Source organism: Desulfomicrobium apsheronum (genome assembly GCF_900114115.1).
GTDB lineage: Bacteria > Desulfobacterota > Desulfovibrionia > Desulfovibrionales > Desulfomicrobiaceae > Desulfomicrobium > Desulfomicrobium apsheronum.
This window is the reverse complement of the sequence record NZ_FORX01000006.1, coordinates 94440-113929: the sequence shown is the minus strand read 5'-3', so window position 1 is coordinate 113929 and position 19490 is coordinate 94440. Positions and strand designations below refer to the sequence as shown.

Below are 19490 nucleotides of genomic sequence, written 5' to 3'. Positions count from 1 at the left end.
ACCATGATCCCGCTTACTAATCCCCGCGCGTATTGCGGCACACGACATAGTGTGACAGGAAAAATTATGCGCCGCATAATCTCGTCCATCATCATGCTGTCACTCATCACGCTGATCTCTTCCCGCCCCGGCAAGGCCGCTGACGCTCCCGGCGGGAAGATCCTGATCGTGCACAGCTATGACCGCAATTTCGCTTGGACCGCCGACATCCACGACGCCCTGGAGCGGATGCTCTCAAGGCGCCGGATCGAACTGCGCACCGTGTTCATGGACGCCAACATCAACCGCGACGAGGAAAGCCTCACCGCTGCGGGACAAAAAGCGGCCGAGATGATGCGCAGCTTCAGACCGGACGTGGTCATCGCCAGCGACGACGATGCGCAGCAGTATTTCGCGGCGCGGTTCGCAGGCGACAGTTCGGCCCCGGCACTGGTCTTCTGCGGAGTCAACCAGGACCCGGCGCGCTACGGCTATCCCGCGTTCAACGTCACGGGAGTCGTCGAGAAACTCGCCTGGAGTGAAAGCCTGAAGTTGCTGCGCCGCCTGTGTCCGGACGTGCGCAGAGTGGCGGTACTCCTTGACTCAAGATCCTCAAGCCTGGCGGCGGTTGGATCGATGCGCGCCTCGACCCCGGCAGACATCGAAGCCGAATGGATCATTGTCGACACCTATGAAAAATGGCGGGAACTGATTGACGCCAGCGGTTCAACCCACGACGCCCTCGCCATCACGACCTGCCACGGCCTGACCGATGCCGAAGGCCGAATAGTGCCGGGCCCCGAGGTCATGCACTGGACCCGGGAACACGCGGGGCTGCCGTCCGTGGGTTTTTTCGACTACACGGTCGCCGACGGGGCCCTCTGCGGAGTCATCCAGACCGGATTCGAACACGGAACCCTGGCCGCAGGCATGGCCCTGCGCATCCTGGACGGCGAACGCGCCGGGGACATTCCCATTGTCAGCACAACGCAAGGTCTGACCATGTTCAATCTGAAAGTGGCCAGAAAACTACGCATCGACATCCCCGAGGATCTCCTTCAGGAGGCTGCAGCACTTGTGGAATAAAGCCTTGTACATGCTGACCGTGATGCTGCTGACCCTGAGCGTTCCCTGCGCGCGAGGCCAAAGCGCCCCCGACATTCTGGTCATTCACTCCTACAATCCGGGACTGAGCTGGACCGACGACTTACACCAAGGCATCGTCGAAACCCTGACCAGCTCCGGGAAGCCCTGGACGCTCAGCACCGAATACCTGGACGCCAAACGCTATCCAAAGGAGCACATGCTCCAGATGCAATCGGAGTTGATCGCCACCCACGTGCGAGGCCACGCCGTGGATGCGGTGATCGTCTCCGACGACGCGGCTTTCGGTTTCGTGCTGCAAAACCGCGAAGAGCTCTTTGCAGGCGTGCCCATAATCTTCTGCGGCGTGAACAACTTCCAGCCGGAAATACTCGGCGGCGCGGAGGGCATCACCGGCGTATCGGAAATAATCTCCGTGCGCGAAACCCTTGACGCAGCCCTGGCCCTGCACCCCGACACGCGCAACGTGGTCATCATCGGAGGCTCCCTGTCCAGCACGGACAGATCGAACCGCAGCCAGTTTCTGCATCTCATGCCCTCCTATGCCGGGCGCTTGCGCTTCCACTTCTGGCAGGACATCCCCACTCCCGTCCTGCTGGAAAAGGTCGCGACCCTGAGCCCGAAAACACTTGTCTTCCTGGCCAACGCCATTGCCGGCCTGGATGGCCGCATGCTTGATTTCGGACCCAGCGCGGCCTTGATCAGGGCCAATACGCAAAGCCCCATCTACGGATTCTGGGATTTTTTCCTGGGGCACGGCATCGTCGGCGGCAAACTGGTCAACGGAGCCGAGCACGGTAGAATCGCGGCCCGGATGGCCCTACGAATCCTGGACGGAACCGCGCCTTCGGACCTGCCCGTAGTCCGGGAAGTGGCCAACCGCTTCTTCTTCGACTACCGGGAGCTGAACCGTTTCAACCTGGATGAAAAGGCCTTGCCTGAAGGATCTATCGTCACGCATCGCCCCTTGAGCATCTTCGAGGCCAACAAGCGGCTTTTCCTGATCTTCGGCAGCATCGTCATCGCCTTGCTCGTCATCATCATTTCCCTGACCCTGGTCGCGCACATCCGCAAGCAGACTCTTCTGGAACTGCAATCCGCCAGACGCAAGGCCGATGAGGCCAACGAGGCCAAAAGCCTTTTCCTTGCGCACATGAGCCACGAAATCCGCACGCCCCTGACCGGGATCATGGGCCTGGCCGAACTGGCTCTGGGCAATCCCCGGAGCCCGAGCGTGCAGGAATACCTGGCCCTGATCCGCCAGTCCGGCCAGAACCTGCTGCACATCATCAACGACATCCTCGATTTCTCCAAGGTCGAAGCCGGGAAAATCGATCTGCAAAACACCCCATTCAACCCCGGAAGCATGCTGGAGAGCACCGTCGCCTTCTTCAATAGCGGCCTGCGGGAAAAAGGCGTCACCCTGTCGCTTGTCCTTACCGAGGCACTACCCGAAACAGTGCTCGGCGATGAAAACAGAATCCGCCAAATATTTTTCAACCTGGTGGGCAACGCGGTCAAATTCACCGAAAACGGAAAAATAGAATTACGACTGACAGGGGTGACTCCCAAGGAAAGCAGCGGCGGCATGGTGCTTGATTTTGAAATATCGGACACCGGATGCGGCATCCCCGAAAGCAAGCTGGACAGCATCTTCGAGCGCTTCACCCAGGCGGCGCGATTTCCGACCAGGACATATCAGGGCACAGGGCTGGGCCTGGCCATCGTCAAGCAGCTCATCGAGGCCATGGGCGGCTCCATCGCGGTGCAAAGCACGGAAGGGGCCGGAACCACCTTTTTCTTCAGCATCCCGGTCGAGCAGGCGCTACCCGAAGAATCGGCGCAGGATCCAACGCAGAATGGCGAATCCCTTGTGCAAGGACTGACCGTGCTGGTTGCCGAAGACAACCCGATCAATCGGCTCTTTCTGCAAAAATCCCTGGAAAAACTCGGACACCGGGTCATCTGCGCCACCAACGGCCAGGAAGCCCTTGATCATCTGGAAACGGCCACTGTGGACTGCGTGCTCATGGACATCCAGATGCCGGTCATGGACGGGAGCCTGGCCACTCGCCATATCCGAGACAGATTCGGACATAACCTGCCCGTCATAGCGCTCACGGCCCATGCCCTTCAAGGGGACAGGGAAAAATATCTGCAGGACGGATTCGACGAGTATCTGGCCAAACCCATATCCATCAAGGATCTGACCAAAGTCATCGCACACGTGTGCGGCAAGAAATCACTTTAACCGGTCGGCCCCGCACGCCCGAAAACCGATATATACCGAGATTTCACGCACCGGCATCGTGAACCGAACATCAATTGCCCGCAGCTAAACGCAACTGATATTTTCTCTTTGCAGAATAATGAAAGCGCGATATTTCGCAAAAAGTACCAGCCACAAAGGCTTCCCGACAAAACTTCAGCCAGGTAAAGCAGTCCATGCGGCCCAAAATCAGAACCGGCCATCCCGTCACCATTCACGGCCAGCCCTTCACCAAGGTCGGCATCGTCTGCGACGCCTCCGCCTACGACACGCGAGACACCCTGGAAGTGGTCTATGTGGATGCGGCATTCAAGGCGCGGCGCACCCTCGTTGTCTGGAGGAATGATCGCTTCGAATGGAGCGAACCGTCCTACCCGGGCGTCAACGTCGAAAACGATCCCGATTATGATCTCTACGTGACCACGGTCAAAAACGGCCGCTACTGATCCCGCTGCTCCAGGCGGCAGCGCTGTTCATAGTACGCACCAGCCCCTCCCATGTCCGTCTCCACGAACCCGATGATGCGGTTCACCCCTCCGCCCAGTTTGCCCCACGGCCCACGCCGGTAGACCACGCAGTCCGGATGCATGGACTCGTCCGCCGCGAACAGCACTTCAAGCCGCCCCAGTTCCGTGACCAGCCAACCCGCCCCGGGCGTGACGCCAAGGCGCTCCAGGGTGCGTGGATGCACCGTCACCTCCGGGCTTTCGTCCTGGTCGTCGGGCGGAATCTGGGAATGGACAAAGCGACGGTTGATCAGCGTCAGAAGCTGCAACGAGTACTCTTGCGGCGCCGCCACCGGCGGGTCCAGACGCGGAGGCAGGCGGTAGAGGCCGTCCTCGTGCCCGAAACGCAGATCCTCAAAGGCCACGGCCGGATGGGTTGAGCGGACGTATCCCGTGCGGCGCAGTTCTTCCAGGCTGGTCTCAAGGGATGGGGAATCGAGCGCCTGGCGCAAGGCTTCCTCGGGCTCGGGCAGGATTACGGGAGGGAAAAGCCTTGCGCCCAGCTCGGACAGGATCCCATAATCCGTACGCACACCCTCCGGCGGCTCAACGGCCTTGCCGCTCCACTGCACATATTCATGCAAAAAGGAGCCGACGATATCCTCCTGTTCGAGCATGAGCGCAACAGGCAGGATCAGGTCCGCGACCTCGGCCGTGTCGGTCATGAAAGCGTCGGCCACCACGACGAAATCGAGCCCATCGAGGGCCCGGGCCACCTCTTCGGCTTCCGGGAACTGGTTGGCCGGATTGATGCATTCCACCCAGGCCATGCGCACGGGCGGGTCGGCGCGGCGGAGCTCCCGGGCCAGATCGGGCATGAGCAGGGTCCGGCCATAGGCCGTCTCCGCCTTCCAGGGCAGAGCGAGATTGGCCATGGAACTCAGCCCAAAATAAGCCCCGCCGCCGCTTCTGCCCACCTGCCCGGAGAGCATGGCCAGCGCGTTGATGAAGCGCACGTTCTGGCCGCCGAAACGATAACGTTGCAGCCCCCAGCCCAGAAGTGTCGCCACGGGCGCAGGCCCGGCGTAATGATCCGCCAGCAGCGCCACATCCTCGGGTCGCGCCCCGCACCATTCCAAAAGCCTTGGCCCAGCTTCGGCCAGCAGGCCTTCAAAGCCCGCCGGATCATGGCAGCCGGCCGCCACCTCCGGCGCGATCCCCTTGCGGAGCAGCACCTCGCGCAGCACGGCCGCGGCCAGGAAGCGGTCCGTTCCGGGCCTTACGCGCACGAAATGATCCGTAAAACCCTGCGCCGTATCCTCTCCCGGCGCGATGGTCACCACGGGCACGCCCTTCTTGCGCAGGGCGCGGACCATGGCCGCCATGTGCACGGAGCCCCGGGCCAGATCGCGGCCCCAGTTGATGAGCGCTGACGTATTCAGGATGTCGGGGACATCGTTGGTGCGCAGGCAGCCGAAATCCTTCATGCAGGCCTCTATCCCGGCCTCGTCGCACAACGACCCATGCAGACCGGAGGCTCCCAGCTTGCGAAAAAAGAGATTCGAGAGCGCCTTGACCACGCCCCGGTTGCCCGAACCGCGCACATGCAGAATGGAGCGGGGCTCGTCCCGGTACAAGGCGATTTTCTCGGCGCACAATCCAAGGGCCTCATCCCAGCCAATGTCCTGCCAGCGTCCGCCGACCTTGAGCCGGGGAGAGCGCAGGCGATGCGGGCTGGCCAGACGCCTGCGATGCACATCGAGCTTGGGACAGACAAAACCCTGCGTGAAGGGGTGATCCGGATTGCCGCGCAGACGCAGGCCATTTTCCCCGTTTTCGGCCAGCAGGGAACAGGCGTCAGGGCAATCGAGGGTGCATGCGGTGATAATCATGTATTCTCCCAGGGGCCCAGCTAGGCATGGATTCCCCATTCGTGTTTTTATTTATCGGTGACAGTACTAACCCCGGCGTTGACGGAAGCCAAGACGGGAGGCAATGGTTCATGCATGTCAAACCTCCCCAATCCCCGTCCCCTGGACCCGGGCCGACTCGAAGTCCTGGGCCGCGCCGTCGCTGAGCCAAGCCAGGGCACGCCCCTCTATCTGGATCGCATTTCGGCCGGATTTCCGTCCCCGGCCGACGATTATATTGAAACAGCCCTCGACCTGAACACATATCTGATCCGTAACCCCGCCGCCACATTCATGGTCAAGGTCAGTGGAGACTCCATGACCGGAGCGGGCATAACCGACGGCGATGTCCTGGTCGTAGACCGCTCCGAGCAGCCCGCCCACGGCAGAATCGTGGTCGCGGTGCTGGACGGGGAACTGACGGTCAAGCGTCTGGTCATGAAAGACGGCCGGACCATGCTCGCCCCGGAAAACCCCCGCTACAAGCCCATCGCCGTGACCGAGGAACAGGAACTGCACGTTTGGGGCGTGGTCTCGGGCGTGGTCCGGAAGCTCTAGATGCGCGACTTCTACCTCATGGTCGACTGCAACAACTTCTACGTATCCTGCGAGCGGGTCTTCGCCCCCCGACTGGAAGGGAAGCCCGTGGTCGTGCTCTCCAACAACGACGGCTGCGTCATCGCCCGCTCCCACGAGGCCAAGGCCCTGGGCATCGTCATGGGCGAACCGGCCTACAAGCGGGAGACGTTTTTCACCCGCAACGGCGTGCACGTCTTCTCGTCCAACTACGCCCTCTACGGCGACATGTCCGCGCGGGTCATGCAGACTCTGGCTCGTTTTGCCGACGAGACGGAAGTCTATTCCATCGACGAATGCTTCCTGCTGCTGCGGGGCCTTGGCACCCCTTCCCTGCTGGACACGGCCCGCGAGATCCGCCGCACGGTGCGGGAATGGACCGGCATCCCCGTCTGCGTCGGCCTGGCCCGGACCAAGACCCTGGCCAAAATCGCCAACCGGCTGGCCAAAAAGCAAGATGGTGACGGCGTGCGATTGCTGGAGGACGAGGCGGATATCGACACGGTCCTTGGCGGTCTGGCTGCGGGCGACATCTGGGGCATCGGCCGCAAAAGCGCGCACCGCCTTCGCGATCACGGAGTACACACGGCCCTCGACCTGAAAGGTCAGGCCGACGACTGGATCCGCCGTCAACTGACCGTGACCGGCCTGCGCACCGCGCTGGAACTGCGCCAGATTCCGTGCATCGCCCTGGAGGACACCCCGCCCCCGGCCAGATCACTGGTCTGCTCGCGCTCTTTCGGCACGCGCATCGAAAGTCTGGCGAGTCTGGAGGAAGCGGTCTCGGCCTACGTGCAACGGGCTGCGGAGAAACTGCGCCGCAAGGGCCTTGTGGCCGGGGCCGTGCAGGTCTTTCTTGAAACCAACCGCTTCCAGCCGGAGCCCCAGCACACGGCCAGCCGATGCCGCGCCCTGCCCGCGCCCACGGCCAACACCCTCGACCTGCATGGCCCGGCGCTGGAAATTCTGCGCGACATCCACAAGCCGGGTTACAAATACCAGAAGACGGGAGTGATCCTCCTGGACCTTTCCCCGGCGGGCAACCGTCAGCTCTCCTTCCTGGAGCCTCACGGCGAGGAAAAAACCCGCCGCGACGCCCTCATGCGGGTCATGGACCGGATCAACACCGTCCACGGCCGGGGCTCCCTGACCCTGGCCGCCTCGGGCCTGGGCAAAAAGAGCTGGCACATGCGCCAGGAGCGGCGTTCCCCCTGCTACACCACGTCCTGGGCCGAGCTGCCACTGGTCAGATAACCCTTTTTCCCCGCAAGGACCGCCATGCGTTTTGGACTGTGTTGCCTTTTCCTGGCCGAGAGAATTTCCTTCCGCACAACCACCGCCAAGGTTCTGTCCGCCATGGAGCGCAAGAATGCCCTGGACAAGGTCTCGGACATCTGCCTGCACAACGCGGACAACCTGCTCCTGGCCGTGCAGACGGCGCAACGGCTTGGCATTGGGGCATTTCGCATCATGTCGCCACTGTTCCCGCGCATGACCCACCCCGAGGTGGGCTACAGGCTTGAGGATCTGCCCCAGGCCGAAACAATCTCCGCCCGTCTGTCCGCCACCAGGGCGTTCTCGGAGGAGCACGACATCCGCCTGAGCTTTCATCCGGACCAGTTCGTGGTCCTGTCCTCCCCCCATGCCCACGTGGTCGAGAACTCCGTGCGCGAACTGGAATATCACGCCTTTCTGGCCGAACTGGTCGGGGCGGACGTCATCAACATCCACGGCGGCGGCACCTACGGCGACAAGCCCGCCGCCCTGGCCCGCTTCGCCGAAGTGTTCAAGCGACTGCCCGAAAATGTGGCCACGCGACTCTCCGTAGAGAACGACGACGCGAGCTACACCGTGACCGACCTTTTGCCCATGTGCATGGAGCTGGGGCTGCCGCTGATCCATGACGTGCATCACCACCGCTGCAACCCCGACGGCCTGGACGAATGCGAAGCCACCGATCTCGCGGCGGCGACCTGGCGCGGCCGGGAACCCTACGTCCACATATCCTCTCCGCGCGAAGGCTGGCAGGGCAATCCCAAACCCCACTCGGACTACATCGACGAGGCCGACTTTCCCCGATGCTGGCTGGGCCGGACCATGACTGTGGACGTCGAGGCCAAAGCCAAGGAGCTGGCCGTGGTCAGAATCATGCAGGCCATGAACGGACGGATATGATTCTTTTGTCATGGGTATATGGACAAGGCCCGGAGCCTGACTTAACTGTAAGACGTTTTCCAGATTTTTTTGGGAGGAATTGTCATGATCAACAAAAGAAGATCACTGCGCAAGGCCAGCCTGGAACGTTGCCGAGTCGAACTGTACGCGTCGGCCAAAGGCCCGTTCGAGTCCCGCGTCGTCAACTACAGCGACACCGGCCTCATGATCGAAATGGATCATCCGCTGACCAAGGGAGAACCTGTGAAAATCCTCTTCCGCCCCGGGGACGAAACCGCACGGCGAATCGGCGAAACCTACTGCGTGGGCATGGTCCGCTGGTGCGCGCCCCAGGACGGCTTGTATTCGAGCAGGTACGGAGTGGGCCTGGAAATGGCGCAAGCCTCGGCCCGCAGGAGAGCCCACAAGGCGGCATGAAACATTCCTGTTCCTGATCGTGAAGGACGAAATTTCAAAAGACCGAGTTTCGGCCTGTCATACTGCTTAGCCCGCACCAATCCGATTCGAAACCTCGCACGAGAACCAAAGCCGCCCATGACCATACGGGGCGGCTTTCTTGATCCGCCTGCCTTCACTGTACCCAAAAAGACCTCGAACTCGCTGAAATCCCGCCCGAACTCCACTTTTTCGAAATTTTTTGCGCCTCCTTTACGTCCGGCGAATAATCATCGTATGGCCATGGATATACGTCCTCGACAAATCGATGGAGACTGCCATGATCGAAATCCGGCTGGTATTGCCGAACAGGCGGGAATTCCGGCGCGACCTGTATCGCCCCGGCGTCATCTCCCTGTCGCGAATTCTGTGGGGATCGACGGGAGCAGGCCTTTTTCTGGCGCTCATTGCCCTGATCCGCGACGCCACGGGCGTCGGAGTGCTCTATCCGCCCCTGGCCGCGACCTGCTTCATAGGCGCGACCTGCACCTACCTGAGGGTGGCGCGGCCCAAGTCTGTCATCGTGGGCCATTTCATCTCCACCGTGGGCGGACTGCTGGGCGTCGCGGCGGGGGAGGCGATGTTTGGCGGCACGAGCCTTGCCATCCCCGTCAAGCTCGGTCTGGCCGTATCCCTCTCGGCCGTGCTCATGCAGATTCTCGACGCCGACCATCCGCCGGCCGCCGCGACCGCAGCCATACCGGCCATCCTGCCCCTGCCCGCCTCCAACCTGCTCCTGCCCCTGCACATGGCCTGGGGCGCGGTCCTGGCCGTACTTTTCACCGTGATCTGGAACCGCGTCTGGTTCGAGTGCCCGGCCCCGGACGAAGGCTGCGGGCGTTCCTGGTTCAACCTGCGCATGGACAAACCCGACATCGCGGGGGTCGGGATCTGCCTCCTGGCCACGCTCTGCATGTGCGCCAAGCCTTGGAGCATGACCACGTATCTTGCCGGACTCTGGATCATGGCGGCAGGACTTGCCATTCTTTCCCTGCACCATTTCTTTGGCGCGCGGGTGCTGGTCACGGAGGTGAAAGACACGTGCACGCTCACCACGACGCCGACAACGGACAGGCCCGATCCGATTACCGGGCCAAACACGAAGGAGGAAAAACATGAACAGTAAATGGATTCCCACCGTGTGTTATCAGTGCAAGGCCGAGTGCGCCATCCTGGCCAGGGTGGAGGACGGCGTGCTCAGGGAAATTCGGGGCAACCCCAGGGCCAGGGGCAAGGCCTGCGTCAAGGGCATGGCCGGAGTCTCGCTGGAGTACAGCCCCGACCGCCTGACCCGCCCCTTGAAGCGGGTCGGCAAGCGCGGCGAGGGCAAGTTCGAACCCTGCTCCTGGGAAGAGGCGTTGCATGCCATCACCAGAAAGCTCATGGAGCTGCGCGACCGGGGCGAAGCGCACAAGCTCACGGCCAGCTTTTTTCCCCACTCCATAACAGACCCGAAGTGGCGCTTCCTGGATGCCTACGGAGGCTTCATCAACACCGCCCTGCCCCACTGCGACTCGGCCAAGATCGTGGCCTGCATCAAGACCATGGGCGGCGTGCCCAACCACCACATTCCCCCGAACTTCGCCTCCGTGCCCAAGGGCGGGGTCATCATTCTCGCCGGCCGCCACGCCATGGGTTGCCTCGATGACGCCGCAGTACCTCGCGACATCCTGAACGCCAGGGATCGCGGGGCCATCCTCGTGGTCGTCGACCCCATCTTCACGGCCGACGCGGCCAAGGCCGACTGGTGGATTCCCATCAGGCCTTCCGGAGACACGGCCCTGTTCATCGGCATGACCCATCACATCGTCATGAACGGGCTTTACGACAAAACGTTCGTGGAAAACTGGATTCGCGAGGGTGATTTCGACAAATTCAGGGACTACCTCGCGGACAAGACTCCCGAGGCCATGAGCGAAATCTGCGACGTTCCGGCCAAGGACATCGTCAAACTGGCCGAAATGTGTGCCTCGGCCCCGTCCGTGGGCGTGGACAGCTTCAAGGGCATCATGCTCGGCCAGGCCCTGGATTTCGGGCACGCCTGGACCAACTTCCTGGCCGTGACCGGCAACATCGACAACCCCGGCGGCCAGCCCCTGCCCGACGTGACACCGCTCTCCCCGGTCCTGCCTGCACCCGCCGGCCCGAGCCTTGGGGACATGGGGTGGCACCGCACCGGCCCGGACAAGGACAAGTTTGGCAAATACTCGTTCATCATGGAACCGACCTGGTACGAGGCCCAGGCCATCAAGAACGGTGACCTAAAGGTGCTGGTCACGGCCGAATGCAACCCGGCCCTGACCGAAATGGGGCAGGAGGAATGGCGCAAGGCCGTGACCATGCTCGACGCCAAGGGCCAGTATCAGCTTGAGATGCTGGTCAGCTACGAAATCATGCTCTCCGAAACGACCAGATACGCCGACTATGTGCTCCCGGACAAAAGCTACTTCGAGCGCTGGGAACTCCTGTACATGCCCTGGTGGTACAACTTCGGCCACGGCATTGCCCTGCGTCAGCCGGTGGTCGACGCGCCCGGCGAATGCAGGCATTCCAACGAGGTCTTCATCGAACTCGGCAAACGTCTGTGCCCGGAATACTTCGCTTTCAAGGACGACCTGGAATACTACGACATTCAGCTGGAGGGCCTTGGCCTGTCGGTGGACAAGCTACAGGCCATGGGCGGTCTCTGGTCGCCCGGGACCATCGGCTTCCGGAAATATGAGCGCGACGGCTTCGGCACACCGAGCAAGAAGGTCCATCTCTATTGGGAGGATCTGGAGGACGTGCACCAGGCCTTGCCACGCGTGGGTCTGGCCCCTGAATACAAGGCCGACACAGGAGAATTCCCCTTCATCCTGATCTCCTACCGGACCATCTTCCACCAGGGCTCGGGCCAGTGGACCCACAACAATCCGCAGCTGCGCGACCCTGTCGGCGGACTGATGGAAAATCCGCTGCTCATCAACACGGCTACCGCCAAGAAGCTCGGCATCGAGGACGGGGCTGTAGTCACCCTGCGCTCCCGCACCGGCCGGATCAAAGTCCGGGCCAAGTGCACCGAACGCATCCGCCCCGATTGCCTGGGTCTGCACCACGGCTTCGGCGCCACCGTCGGCCGGGTGGCGGTGCTTGGCGAAGGAGTCAGCGACAACGTCCTCATTCCTGATTCGGGCATGACGCTCGACTGGCAGGACCTTGTCGGCGGGGAATCGCACGTGTCCACCCGCGTCACCGTGGAACGATGAAGGAGGCAAGCCATGAAACAACTCAGTCTCGCCATTGATCTGGACCGCTGCATCGGTTGCAAGACCTGCGTGGCGGCCTGCCGCAACTACCACGGCCTGGTCGATCACGCTTCGGCCGTGCCCGGCATGATGCCCTATTATCTGCGCGTCGAGAGCGATCGGCAGGGAACCTATCCCGAGATAGCCATCCGGTCTTGGGTCATGCCCTGCCAGCACTGCAAAAACGCCGCGTGCATCAAGGCCTGCAAGGCCGAAGCCATCGTCAAGGATGAGCAGACCGGCATCGTGCGCATCCTGGCCGACAAATGCACCGGCAGCCGCGCCTGCATCGAGGCCTGCCCGTACGGGGTCATCCAGTTCGACGCGGCCAGAAACAAGGCCCACAAGTGCGACCTGTGCTGGGACCGGGTGCACATGGGCGAAAAGCCGGTCTGCGCGGAGGTCTGCCTGACCGACGCCATCCGTTTCGGAGAAAAGGAGATCCTGAAGATGGAACTGGAGGCCGAGGGCAAGGAGATCGTGAAGAAGATGAGCGCCCAGTCCATGATCTACTTCCGCACGCCCGGATAGAAAACGGCTTGAAAACGATACATGAACGGGTCGCACACAGGTGGGTGCGGCCCGTTCATGCATTGCGCGATCAGGAAGTGAAGTGGTCGTGCTCCTCAATCAAAGGCATGGATCCCCGCCTTCGCGGGGATGACGGAAGGAAGCCGGGCCTACGGGGCGCTCTCGGCCATGAATTCCCCGCCTTCGCGGGGATGACGGGGTGCTGACAGGCATGTTGTTTACGAATGCCGACGTGGGAAAAAAATCTCGAAACATTCCCACTACCTGGATGTCATCCCCGCGAAGGCGGGGATCCATGCTTCATGCCCGTATTTCTCCGTACACATTGACCCTGCGTCGCTTTGGCTTCTATACTACGCGTTCACTTCGTGCGTCCTCTCCAAGGGAGAAGAGGGGCCGCCCAACCTTTTCAAGGACCAAAAATGACCCCTGAACAGCGCCGTGAAATCAAGACGCGCATCGAAAAGCGCATGCAAGAGCTCCGGATCACCATCGCCCAACTGGAGGAAACCTCAAGGCCCGTGTCCCTGGATCAACCCATAGGACGGCTGTCACGCATGGATTCCATGGCCAACCAGGCCATAAGCGGCCAGCGCCTGAGCGATTCGAAGCGCACGCTGATGCGTCTCGAACGGGCCCTGGACAGAATTGACGACGACTCTTTCGGGATTTGCGCCGAATGCGGTGAGGACATCGCCCCCGGCCGCCTTCTGATCATGCCCGAAGCCACGCTGTGCGTGGACTGCGCAGAGTAGGCCCGGCATGGCTTCCCATCCCATCCGTCATATTCTGGGCACCAGCCAGACCCTGTGTTTCAACGCCGAAGGGCGTCCCGTGGACTGCGCAGGCAGCGGTCAGGACGGAGAGTTTCGCACTGGACTTGCCTGGCCTGAACCAAGGTTCGAGCTGCTGGAAAACGACCTGGCGCAAGACCTCCTGACGGGCCTTGTCTGGCCCCGCACTGCAAGCCTCGGTGACTTCCCCATGTCCTGGCCCGAGGCGCTCTCGGCCGTGGCCCGGATGAACGAGGAACACGCCTTCGGCCATGCCGACTGGCGTCTGCCCAATCGGCGGGAACTTTCAAGCCTGATCAGCTACAACCACCATCGCCCCGCCCTGCCTGCGCAGCATCCGTTCACGGTCAGCCAGACCTGGTACTGGACTTCGACCACGGCCAGCCGCGCGCCGGGCTACGCCTGGCACGTGCACCTGGAGGGCGGGCGCATGTTCTACGGCGACAAGACACGCGACGCCATGGTCTGGCCCGTGCGCGGGGAAAGCCCGCTCCTGGCGCGGACCGGGCAGCTGACGTGCCATAACGTGGCCGGAAATGTCGTGGACTACGAGGGGACGGGGCAGGACGCGGAGCTGCTCAAAGGCGCGGCGTGGCCCGAACCGCGCTTTGCGCCGGAGGACGCGGGCGTGCGCGACCTGCTGACGGGGCTGCTGTGGACGAGCTCGGCGGACCTGTGCGGGGTGTGTACGTGGGAGGAGGCGCTGGAGGCGGCCAGGAGGCACCGCGCGAGCGATCTGCGCTGGCGCCTGCCGAACATCCGGGAGCTGGAGTCCCTCGTCGACGCCGAGCGGCACGACCCGGCCCTGCCCGCCGGACATCCCTTCGAGAACCCGCAGGAGGCCTACTGGTCCTCGACCAGCAGCGCCTACTCACCGGACTGGGCCTACTGCCTTTACCTGCACAAGGGAGCCGTGGGCGTTGGATTCAAGACGAAGCGGGAATTTCATGCCTGGCTTGTGAGCATCGAATGAAGCGCGGCCTCATGCAGGCCAGACCCTCACCGCACAGACCTTGAACTCCGGAATCCTGGCGGCGGCATCACAGGCGGAGTTGGTCAGTTCGTTGGCCGCCGCCTCGGCGAAATGAAAGGGAATGAAGACCATGCCCGGCGTGACGCGGCCGGTGACCCTGGCCGTGACCGTGATCTCGCCGCGCCTCGAAGCCACCCGGACCTGCTGGCCGGACGCTATGTCCAGACGCGCGGCGTCCTCGGGGTGAATCTCGACCGGGCACGAGGGCATGATCCGATTCAGTCCCTCGCTTTTGCGGGTCATGGTGCCGGTGTGGTAATGCTCAAGCACTCTGCCGGTGCTGAGTACAAAGGGGTAGTCCGCGTCCGGCATCTCCGCCGGGGCTTGCGGATGCGTTGGGATAAAACGTCCCCTGCCTCGGGGAAAAGCCTCACGGTGCAGGATGGGGGTGCCGGGATGGGTCTGGTCCGGGCAGGGCCAGACGATCCCCTCCCACCTGATGCGCCGGTAATCGATGCCTGCGTAGATGGGGGCGGCCAGGGCGATCTCGCGCATGATCTCCTCGGGACGATCATAGCCCATGGGCACGCCCAGGCGCGGGCCCAGAAGATTCAGGATGCGCCAGTCCGGGAGCGCCTCTCCCGGGCACGGCACGGCCGCGCGCACACGCTGCACACGGCGGTCGGTGTTGGTGAAAGTGCCGTCCTTTTCGAGGGCGGACGCGGCCGGCAGGACCACATCGGCAAGCCGCGCGGTCTCGGTCAGAAAAATGTCCTGCACGACCAGAAAATCGAGTTCATCCAGTCTCCTGCGCACATGCGCCACGTCCGCGTCCGAGACCATGGGATTCTCACCCATGATGTACATGCCCCTGACCTGCGGCGTGGCCATCATCTCCGTGGCGGTCAGGCCCGGAGTCCTGGAGAGGGACATCTTCCACAGGCTTTCAATCCGTCCCAGAGCCGCATCATCGTCCACCCGCCCGTACCCGGGCAAAACGCCCGGCAACCCGCCCATGTCACAGGAACCCTGCACGTTGTTCTGCCCCCGCAGCGGATTGATCCCCGCACCCGGCCGCCCCACCTGACCGCAGAGCATGGCCAGATTGGCCAGGGCCAACACCGTGTCCGTACCGCAGGTGTGCTGGGTGATGCCCATGCAATACAGGATCGTCGCCGCCCCCGCCCGGGCATATAGACGCGCCGCCCGCTCAAGGTCGGCGGCCGGAATTCCGGTCGCGGCCTGCACATATGCCGGAGTATAGACGGCCAGGGCCTCGCGCAGCTCCTCGAACCCTTCGGTCCGGCGATCTATGAAGTCCCGGTTCTCCAGACCCTCGCGCAGGATGACGTGCATGAGGCCGTTGATCCAGGCGATGTCGGTTCCGGGCCTGGGCCGCAGCCAGAGATCGGCGTGGCGGGTCAGGCCGACAGCGCGCGGGTCCACGACCACGAGCGTTGCGCCTGCGCGGGCGGCGCGCTTGATGCGACTTGAGAACACGGGATGCGTTTCGGTGGTGTTGGAGCCGGTGACCAGGATCACCTCGGCGTTGACCACATCGGCCATGACATTGGTCGGCGAAGCGCTGCCGAAGGCCTGCACCAGCGCCTCCAGGGATGAGGCATGGCACAGCCGCGCGCAGTGATCCACGTTGTTGGTGCCCATGCAGCGCGCCAGCTTCTGGAACAGGTAGTTTTCCTCGTTGGTGCAGCGGGCCGAGGCCAGAAAACCCAGGCTGCGCGGCCCATGCTCCTCGCGCAGGGCCAAAAGGCGCGAAGCCACCAGATCAAGCGCCTCGTCCCAACTGGCCGGAACAAGCACGCCGTCGCGGCGGATCAGCGGAGTCCTCAGGCGCTCGGGATGCGCGGTGAAATCCAGGGCAAAACGGCCCTTCACGCAGAGGCTGCCTTCGTTGTGCCCGTCCACGGCGCCCAGCACATGCTGGATGCGCCCGTCCTTGACATGCACGTCCATCTGACAGCCCACGCCGCAATACGGGCAGGTGGTACGTACCGGACGCGTCTCGCACAGGCGGGCCTTGCCGCGCGCATCATGAATGCTCAGCGCCCCCACCGGACAGACCTGCAGGCATTCGCCGCAAAAAACGCAGTCCGACTCGGCCAGGGTGGAGTCGCAACCGGCCACGATCTTGGTGGCGGCCCCGCGATATCCGTAATCGATGGCCTCGTTGACCTGCACCTCGTTGCAGGCCTGCACGCAACGACCACACAGGATGCACTTGGAAAAATCGCGAACAATGAACGGATTGCCGGTCTCGGGACGATGGCGCGGTTTGGGCCGCTCGAAGGTGCCGGTGCCGACCCCGTAGCGGAACGCGAGGCTTTGCAAAACGCAGTCTCCCGCCGCCGGACAGAGCAGGCAGTCATGGTTTCCGGAGTCGAGCATGAGGCGCAGGATGGTCTTGCGGGCGCGCAGAACCCGTTCGGTTTCGGTGCCGACAATCATGCCCTCGGTCGCCGGAGCCGCACAGGACGCGACCAGGGTGCGCGCGCCCCAAACCTCCACCACGCAGATGCGGCAGGCACCGGTGGGCGTGCAATTCGGCAGGTGGCACAGGGTCGGTATGAATATGCCGTGCGCCGTGGCCACCTCCAGAATGGTCTGGCCGGGGGCGAAAGTGCAGGTGATGTCGTTGATGGTCAGTTCCATGGCGCTCCCGTCATTCGATGCAGTCAAAGGGACAGGCCTGGAAACACGCCAGGCATCGCACGCATTTTTCCCGGTCGATGCGCGCGACCTGCTTCTTGGCCCAGATCACGGCCCCGGCCGGGCAGGCCTTGTGGCACAGTCCGCACTTGCGGCACAGATCCTCGCGGACCTCGAACTTGAGCAGGGCCACGCAGCGTTTGGCCGGGCAGCGCCTTTCGTTGATGTGCGCCTCGAACTCGTCCCGGAAGTGGCGCAGGGCCGAGAGGATCGGGTTGGACGCGGTCTGGCCCAACCCGCACAGGGAGGCGTCGGTGATGACCGCGGCCAGGTCTTCGAGGGTGCGCAGGTCACCGGGAGCGCCCTTGCCCTCGCAGATGCGGGTCAGAATTTCGAGCTGCCGCCTGGTCCCCTCCCGACACGGCGTGCATTTGCCGCAGGATTCGTCCTGGATGAAGTCCATGAAGAAGCGGGCCATGTCGACCATGCAGGTGCGGTCGTCCATGACGATGACCCCGCCCGAGCCCATGATGGCCCCGGCCTGACTGATGGCCTCGTAGTCCACGGGCGTGTCCAGCAGGTGCGCCGGGATGCTTCCGCCCGACGGCCCGCCGAGCTGCACGGCCTTGCATGAGCGCTTGCCCGGCACCCCGCCGCCGATGTCGTTGACCAGCACGGACAGGGGCGTGCCCATGTCCACCTCGACCAGCCCGATGTTGTTCACGTCGCCGGACAGGGCAAAAACCTTCGTGCCCTTGCTGCCCTCGGTGCCGACGCTCGCGTAGTGCGCCCCGCCAAGACGGATGATGCGGCCGACATTGGCCAGGGTCTCGACGTTGTTGAGGATGGTCGGCTTGCCCCACAGGCCCTTCTGCGCCGGAAACGGCGGCCGGGGGACGGGCATGCCGCGCTTTCCCTCGATGGAGCGCATGAGCGCCGTCTCCTCGCCGCAGACAAAGGCGCCCGCGCCCTGGTAGATTTCAAGATCAAAGGAAAAATCGCTGCCCAGGATGTTTTCCCCCAAGAGGCCCAGTTCCCGGGCCTGGCCGATGGCGATGGTCAGGCGTTTGATGGCCAGGGGATATTCGGAACGGCAGTAGATGTAGCCCTGGCGGGAGCCGATGGCCACGGCCGCGATGAGCATGCCTTCGAGCACCGCGTGCGGGTCGGACTCGAGGATGGAGCGGTCCATGAACGCGCCCGGATCGCCTTCGTCGGCGTTGCAGAGCACGTACTTGACGTCGCCGGGCGAGGCGGCCGCGAACTTCCATTTCAGGCCCGTGGGAAAACCCGCCCCGCCGCGTCCGCGCAGGCCGGAGGCGCGCATCTCCTCGACGATGCCTGCCGGGGCCATGTCGAAAAGGGCCTTGGCCAGCCCCTGGTAGCCTTCTCGGGCGATGGCATGGCCGATGTTCTCGGGATCGATGCGGCCCTTGTTGCGCAGGGTCCAGGGGCGCTGCAGGGCGAAGAAGGGGATCTCGTCCATGGAGGCCACGGCCGTGCCCTTCGGGTCCCGGTACAGCAGGCGCTCAACGGGTTCGCCCCCGGCCGAGGCGACCACGTCGGCCGCGTCCTCCACGCGCACCTTGCAGTACAGGATGCCGCCGGGCTGCATGACGACCACCGGCCCCAAGGCGCAGAAGCCGTTACAGCCCGTCTCGATGACCTGCACGCCGTCGCCCTGCCGCGCGGCTTCCTCGCGCAGGGTCTCGATGAGCGGAAGGGAGCCCGTGGCGTGGCAGCCCGTGCCGCTGCAGCAGAAGATGCGCGGGGCGGCCGTGTCCAGGAGTTCCCGCTCCCGGTTTCGCAACGCCGTCAGACCCGCTCGGTCAAGCTTCATGGTCGGGGTCATTTGTATTCCTCCAGAATGGCGCAGGCCGAATCGGGCGTGACTCCACCGTGGGTGTCGCGGTCCACGACCATGACCGGCGCCAGGCCGCAGGCGCCCAGACAGCGCACGGGCTCAAGGCTGAAACGGCCGCCCTCGCAGGTGCCCCCGGCCTTGCCCCCGAAGCGGTGCTCGACCCGGTCCAGAACCTCTCGCACTCCCCGCACATAGCAGGCCGTTCCGGTGCAGACACGCACCGTGTGGCGGCCCTTTGGCTTGAGGGAAAAAATCGAATAGAAGGAGACGACTCCATAAACCTTGGACACGGGCAGTTCCATCCCGTCTGCGATATGCCGGATGAGTTCGAGCGGAAAATATCCGGCGATATCCTGACAAAGCCGCAGGACCGTGATGAGGGAGCCAGGGATGTCGCGATGTTCGGCGATGACGGCGTCTGCCTTGGCGAGTTGTTCCGGGGTGAGTGAGGTCAATGGGGTCACGCTTTTGCTGAAGTGGAAG

Annotated in this window: 16 protein-coding genes; 12 read left to right on the top strand and 4 right to left on the bottom strand. The window is 63.3% G+C overall.

The window, feature by feature from the left end; genetic code table 11:
- Positions 1-66 precede the first annotated feature (66 nt).
- From BMZ40_RS08325 to BMZ40_RS08315, 3 genes are all read left to right on the top strand, one after another.
- Positions 67-1065 (top strand): ABC transporter substrate-binding protein, encoded by a 999-nt coding sequence (locus BMZ40_RS08325; protein ID WP_177193082.1) that lies wholly within the window; start codon positions 67-69, stop codon positions 1063-1065.
- Positions 1055-3334, top strand: coding sequence for a hybrid sensor histidine kinase/response regulator (locus tag BMZ40_RS08320; RefSeq protein ID WP_143075576.1), 2280 nt, complete (start codon positions 1055-1057; stop codon positions 3332-3334). Before BMZ40_RS08325 ends, BMZ40_RS08320 begins: the two co-directional genes overlap by 11 nt.
- 194 nt (positions 3335-3528) lie before the next feature.
- On the top strand, positions 3529-3798 hold the full coding sequence (locus tag BMZ40_RS08315) for a hypothetical protein (RefSeq protein WP_092373977.1): 270 nt from the start codon (positions 3529-3531) through the stop codon (positions 3796-3798).
- On the opposite strand, the gene BMZ40_RS08310 is transcribed toward BMZ40_RS08315, so the two are convergent.
- Positions 3792-5690, bottom strand: a complete 1899-nt coding sequence (locus BMZ40_RS08310; protein ID WP_177193081.1) for a molybdopterin-dependent oxidoreductase — start codon at positions 5688-5690, stop codon at positions 3792-3794. The genes BMZ40_RS08315 and BMZ40_RS08310 overlap by 7 nt on opposite strands.
- A gap of 114 nt (positions 5691-5804) precedes the next feature.
- On the opposite strand from BMZ40_RS08310, the gene BMZ40_RS08305 reads away from it, so the two are divergent.
- The 9 genes from BMZ40_RS08305 to BMZ40_RS08265 all read left to right on the top strand — a co-directional run bounded on the left by BMZ40_RS08305 (position 5805) and on the right by BMZ40_RS08265 (position 14476).
- Positions 5805-6266: a LexA family protein gene (locus BMZ40_RS08305; protein ID WP_092373973.1), complete on the top strand. Its 462-nt coding sequence runs from the start codon at positions 5805-5807 to the stop codon at positions 6264-6266.
- On the top strand, positions 6267-7538 hold the full coding sequence (locus tag BMZ40_RS08300; RefSeq protein ID WP_092373971.1) for a Y-family DNA polymerase: 1272 nt from the start codon (positions 6267-6269) through the stop codon (positions 7536-7538). It abuts the gene before it with no gap.
- Between the two features lie 24 nt (positions 7539-7562).
- Positions 7563-8459: a UV DNA damage repair endonuclease UvsE gene (gene uvsE, locus BMZ40_RS08295; RefSeq protein ID WP_092373969.1), complete on the top strand. Its 897-nt coding sequence runs from the start codon at positions 7563-7565 to the stop codon at positions 8457-8459.
- A gap of 84 nt (positions 8460-8543) precedes the next feature.
- Positions 8544-8876: a PilZ domain-containing protein gene (locus BMZ40_RS08290; protein ID WP_092373967.1), complete on the top strand. Its 333-nt coding sequence runs from the start codon at positions 8544-8546 to the stop codon at positions 8874-8876.
- Between the two features lie 298 nt (positions 8877-9174).
- Positions 9175-10020, top strand: coding sequence for an HPP family protein (locus BMZ40_RS08285; RefSeq protein WP_092373965.1), 846 nt, complete (start codon positions 9175-9177; stop codon positions 10018-10020).
- Complete coding sequence (locus BMZ40_RS08280) at positions 10010-12139, top strand: molybdopterin-containing oxidoreductase family protein (protein WP_092373963.1); 2130 nt, start codon at positions 10010-10012, stop codon at positions 12137-12139. Before BMZ40_RS08285 ends, BMZ40_RS08280 begins: the two co-directional genes overlap by 11 nt.
- A 12-nt stretch (positions 12140-12151) precedes the next feature.
- Positions 12152-12709: a 4Fe-4S dicluster domain-containing protein gene (locus tag BMZ40_RS08275; protein ID WP_092373961.1), complete on the top strand. Its 558-nt coding sequence runs from the start codon at positions 12152-12154 to the stop codon at positions 12707-12709.
- 422 nt (positions 12710-13131) lie between these two features.
- The gene (locus tag BMZ40_RS08270) at positions 13132-13464 is read left to right on the top strand and encodes a TraR/DksA family transcriptional regulator (RefSeq protein WP_092373959.1); all 333 of its coding nucleotides are present in this window, start codon (positions 13132-13134) and stop codon (positions 13462-13464) included.
- Between the two features lie 7 nt (positions 13465-13471).
- A complete protein-coding gene (locus BMZ40_RS08265; protein ID WP_092373957.1) occupies positions 13472-14476 on the top strand; it encodes an Lcl C-terminal domain-containing protein in 1005 nt (334 codons plus the stop codon).
- A gap of 9 nt (positions 14477-14485) precedes the next feature.
- On the opposite strand, the gene fdhF is transcribed toward BMZ40_RS08265, so the two are convergent.
- Genes fdhF through BMZ40_RS08250 form a run of 3 tightly spaced genes read right to left on the bottom strand, consistent with a single transcriptional unit; the run spans position 14486 to position 19471 of the window.
- Complete coding sequence (gene fdhF, locus BMZ40_RS08260) at positions 14486-17146, bottom strand: formate dehydrogenase subunit alpha (protein ID WP_092373955.1); 2661 nt, start codon at positions 17144-17146, stop codon at positions 14486-14488.
- Between the two features lie 10 nt (positions 17147-17156).
- Positions 17157-18995 carry an NADH-quinone oxidoreductase subunit NuoF gene (nuoF, locus tag BMZ40_RS08255; protein ID WP_092373953.1) on the bottom strand — a complete coding sequence of 613 codons (1839 nt, stop codon included), beginning with the start codon at positions 18993-18995 and terminating at the stop codon, positions 17157-17159.
- On the bottom strand, positions 18992-19471 hold the full coding sequence (locus BMZ40_RS08250) for an NADH-quinone oxidoreductase subunit NuoE family protein (protein ID WP_092374096.1): 480 nt from the start codon (positions 19469-19471) through the stop codon (positions 18992-18994). The genes nuoF and BMZ40_RS08250 overlap by 4 nt, the downstream gene beginning before the upstream one ends.
- Positions 19472-19490: the final 19 nt, after the last annotated feature.

Bases quoted from the DNA above. Each gene is read 5' to 3' on its own strand.
- BMZ40_RS08300 (WP_092373971.1), top strand. From the start codon at position 6,267: ATGCGCGACTTCTACCTCATGGTCGACTGCAACAACTTCTACGTATCC.
- BMZ40_RS08275 (WP_092373961.1), top strand. From the start codon at position 12,152: ATGAAACAACTCAGTCTCGCCATTGATCTGGACCGCTGCATCGGTTGC.
- BMZ40_RS08310 (WP_177193081.1), bottom strand. From the start codon at position 5,690: ATGATTATCACCGCATGCACCCTCGATTGCCCTGACGCCTGTTCCCTG.
- nuoF (WP_092373953.1), bottom strand. From the start codon at position 18,995: ATGACCCCGACCATGAAGCTTGACCGAGCGGGTCTGACGGCGTTGCGA.
- uvsE (WP_092373969.1), top strand. From the start codon at position 7,563: ATGCGTTTTGGACTGTGTTGCCTTTTCCTGGCCGAGAGAATTTCCTTC.
- BMZ40_RS08305 (WP_092373973.1), top strand. From the start codon at position 5,805: ATGTCAAACCTCCCCAATCCCCGTCCCCTGGACCCGGGCCGACTCGAA.
- BMZ40_RS08315 (WP_092373977.1), top strand. From the start codon at position 3,529: ATGCGGCCCAAAATCAGAACCGGCCATCCCGTCACCATTCACGGCCAG.
- BMZ40_RS08270 (WP_092373959.1), top strand. From the start codon at position 13,132: ATGACCCCTGAACAGCGCCGTGAAATCAAGACGCGCATCGAAAAGCGC.
- BMZ40_RS08265 (WP_092373957.1), top strand. From the start codon at position 13,472: ATGGCTTCCCATCCCATCCGTCATATTCTGGGCACCAGCCAGACCCTG.
- BMZ40_RS08285 (WP_092373965.1), top strand. From the start codon at position 9,175: ATGATCGAAATCCGGCTGGTATTGCCGAACAGGCGGGAATTCCGGCGC.
- fdhF (WP_092373955.1), bottom strand. From the start codon at position 17,146: ATGGAACTGACCATCAACGACATCACCTGCACTTTCGCCCCCGGCCAG.
- BMZ40_RS08290 (WP_092373967.1), top strand. From the start codon at position 8,544: ATGATCAACAAAAGAAGATCACTGCGCAAGGCCAGCCTGGAACGTTGC.
- BMZ40_RS08325 (WP_177193082.1), top strand. From the start codon at position 67: ATGCGCCGCATAATCTCGTCCATCATCATGCTGTCACTCATCACGCTG.
- BMZ40_RS08280 (WP_092373963.1), top strand. From the start codon at position 10,010: ATGAACAGTAAATGGATTCCCACCGTGTGTTATCAGTGCAAGGCCGAG.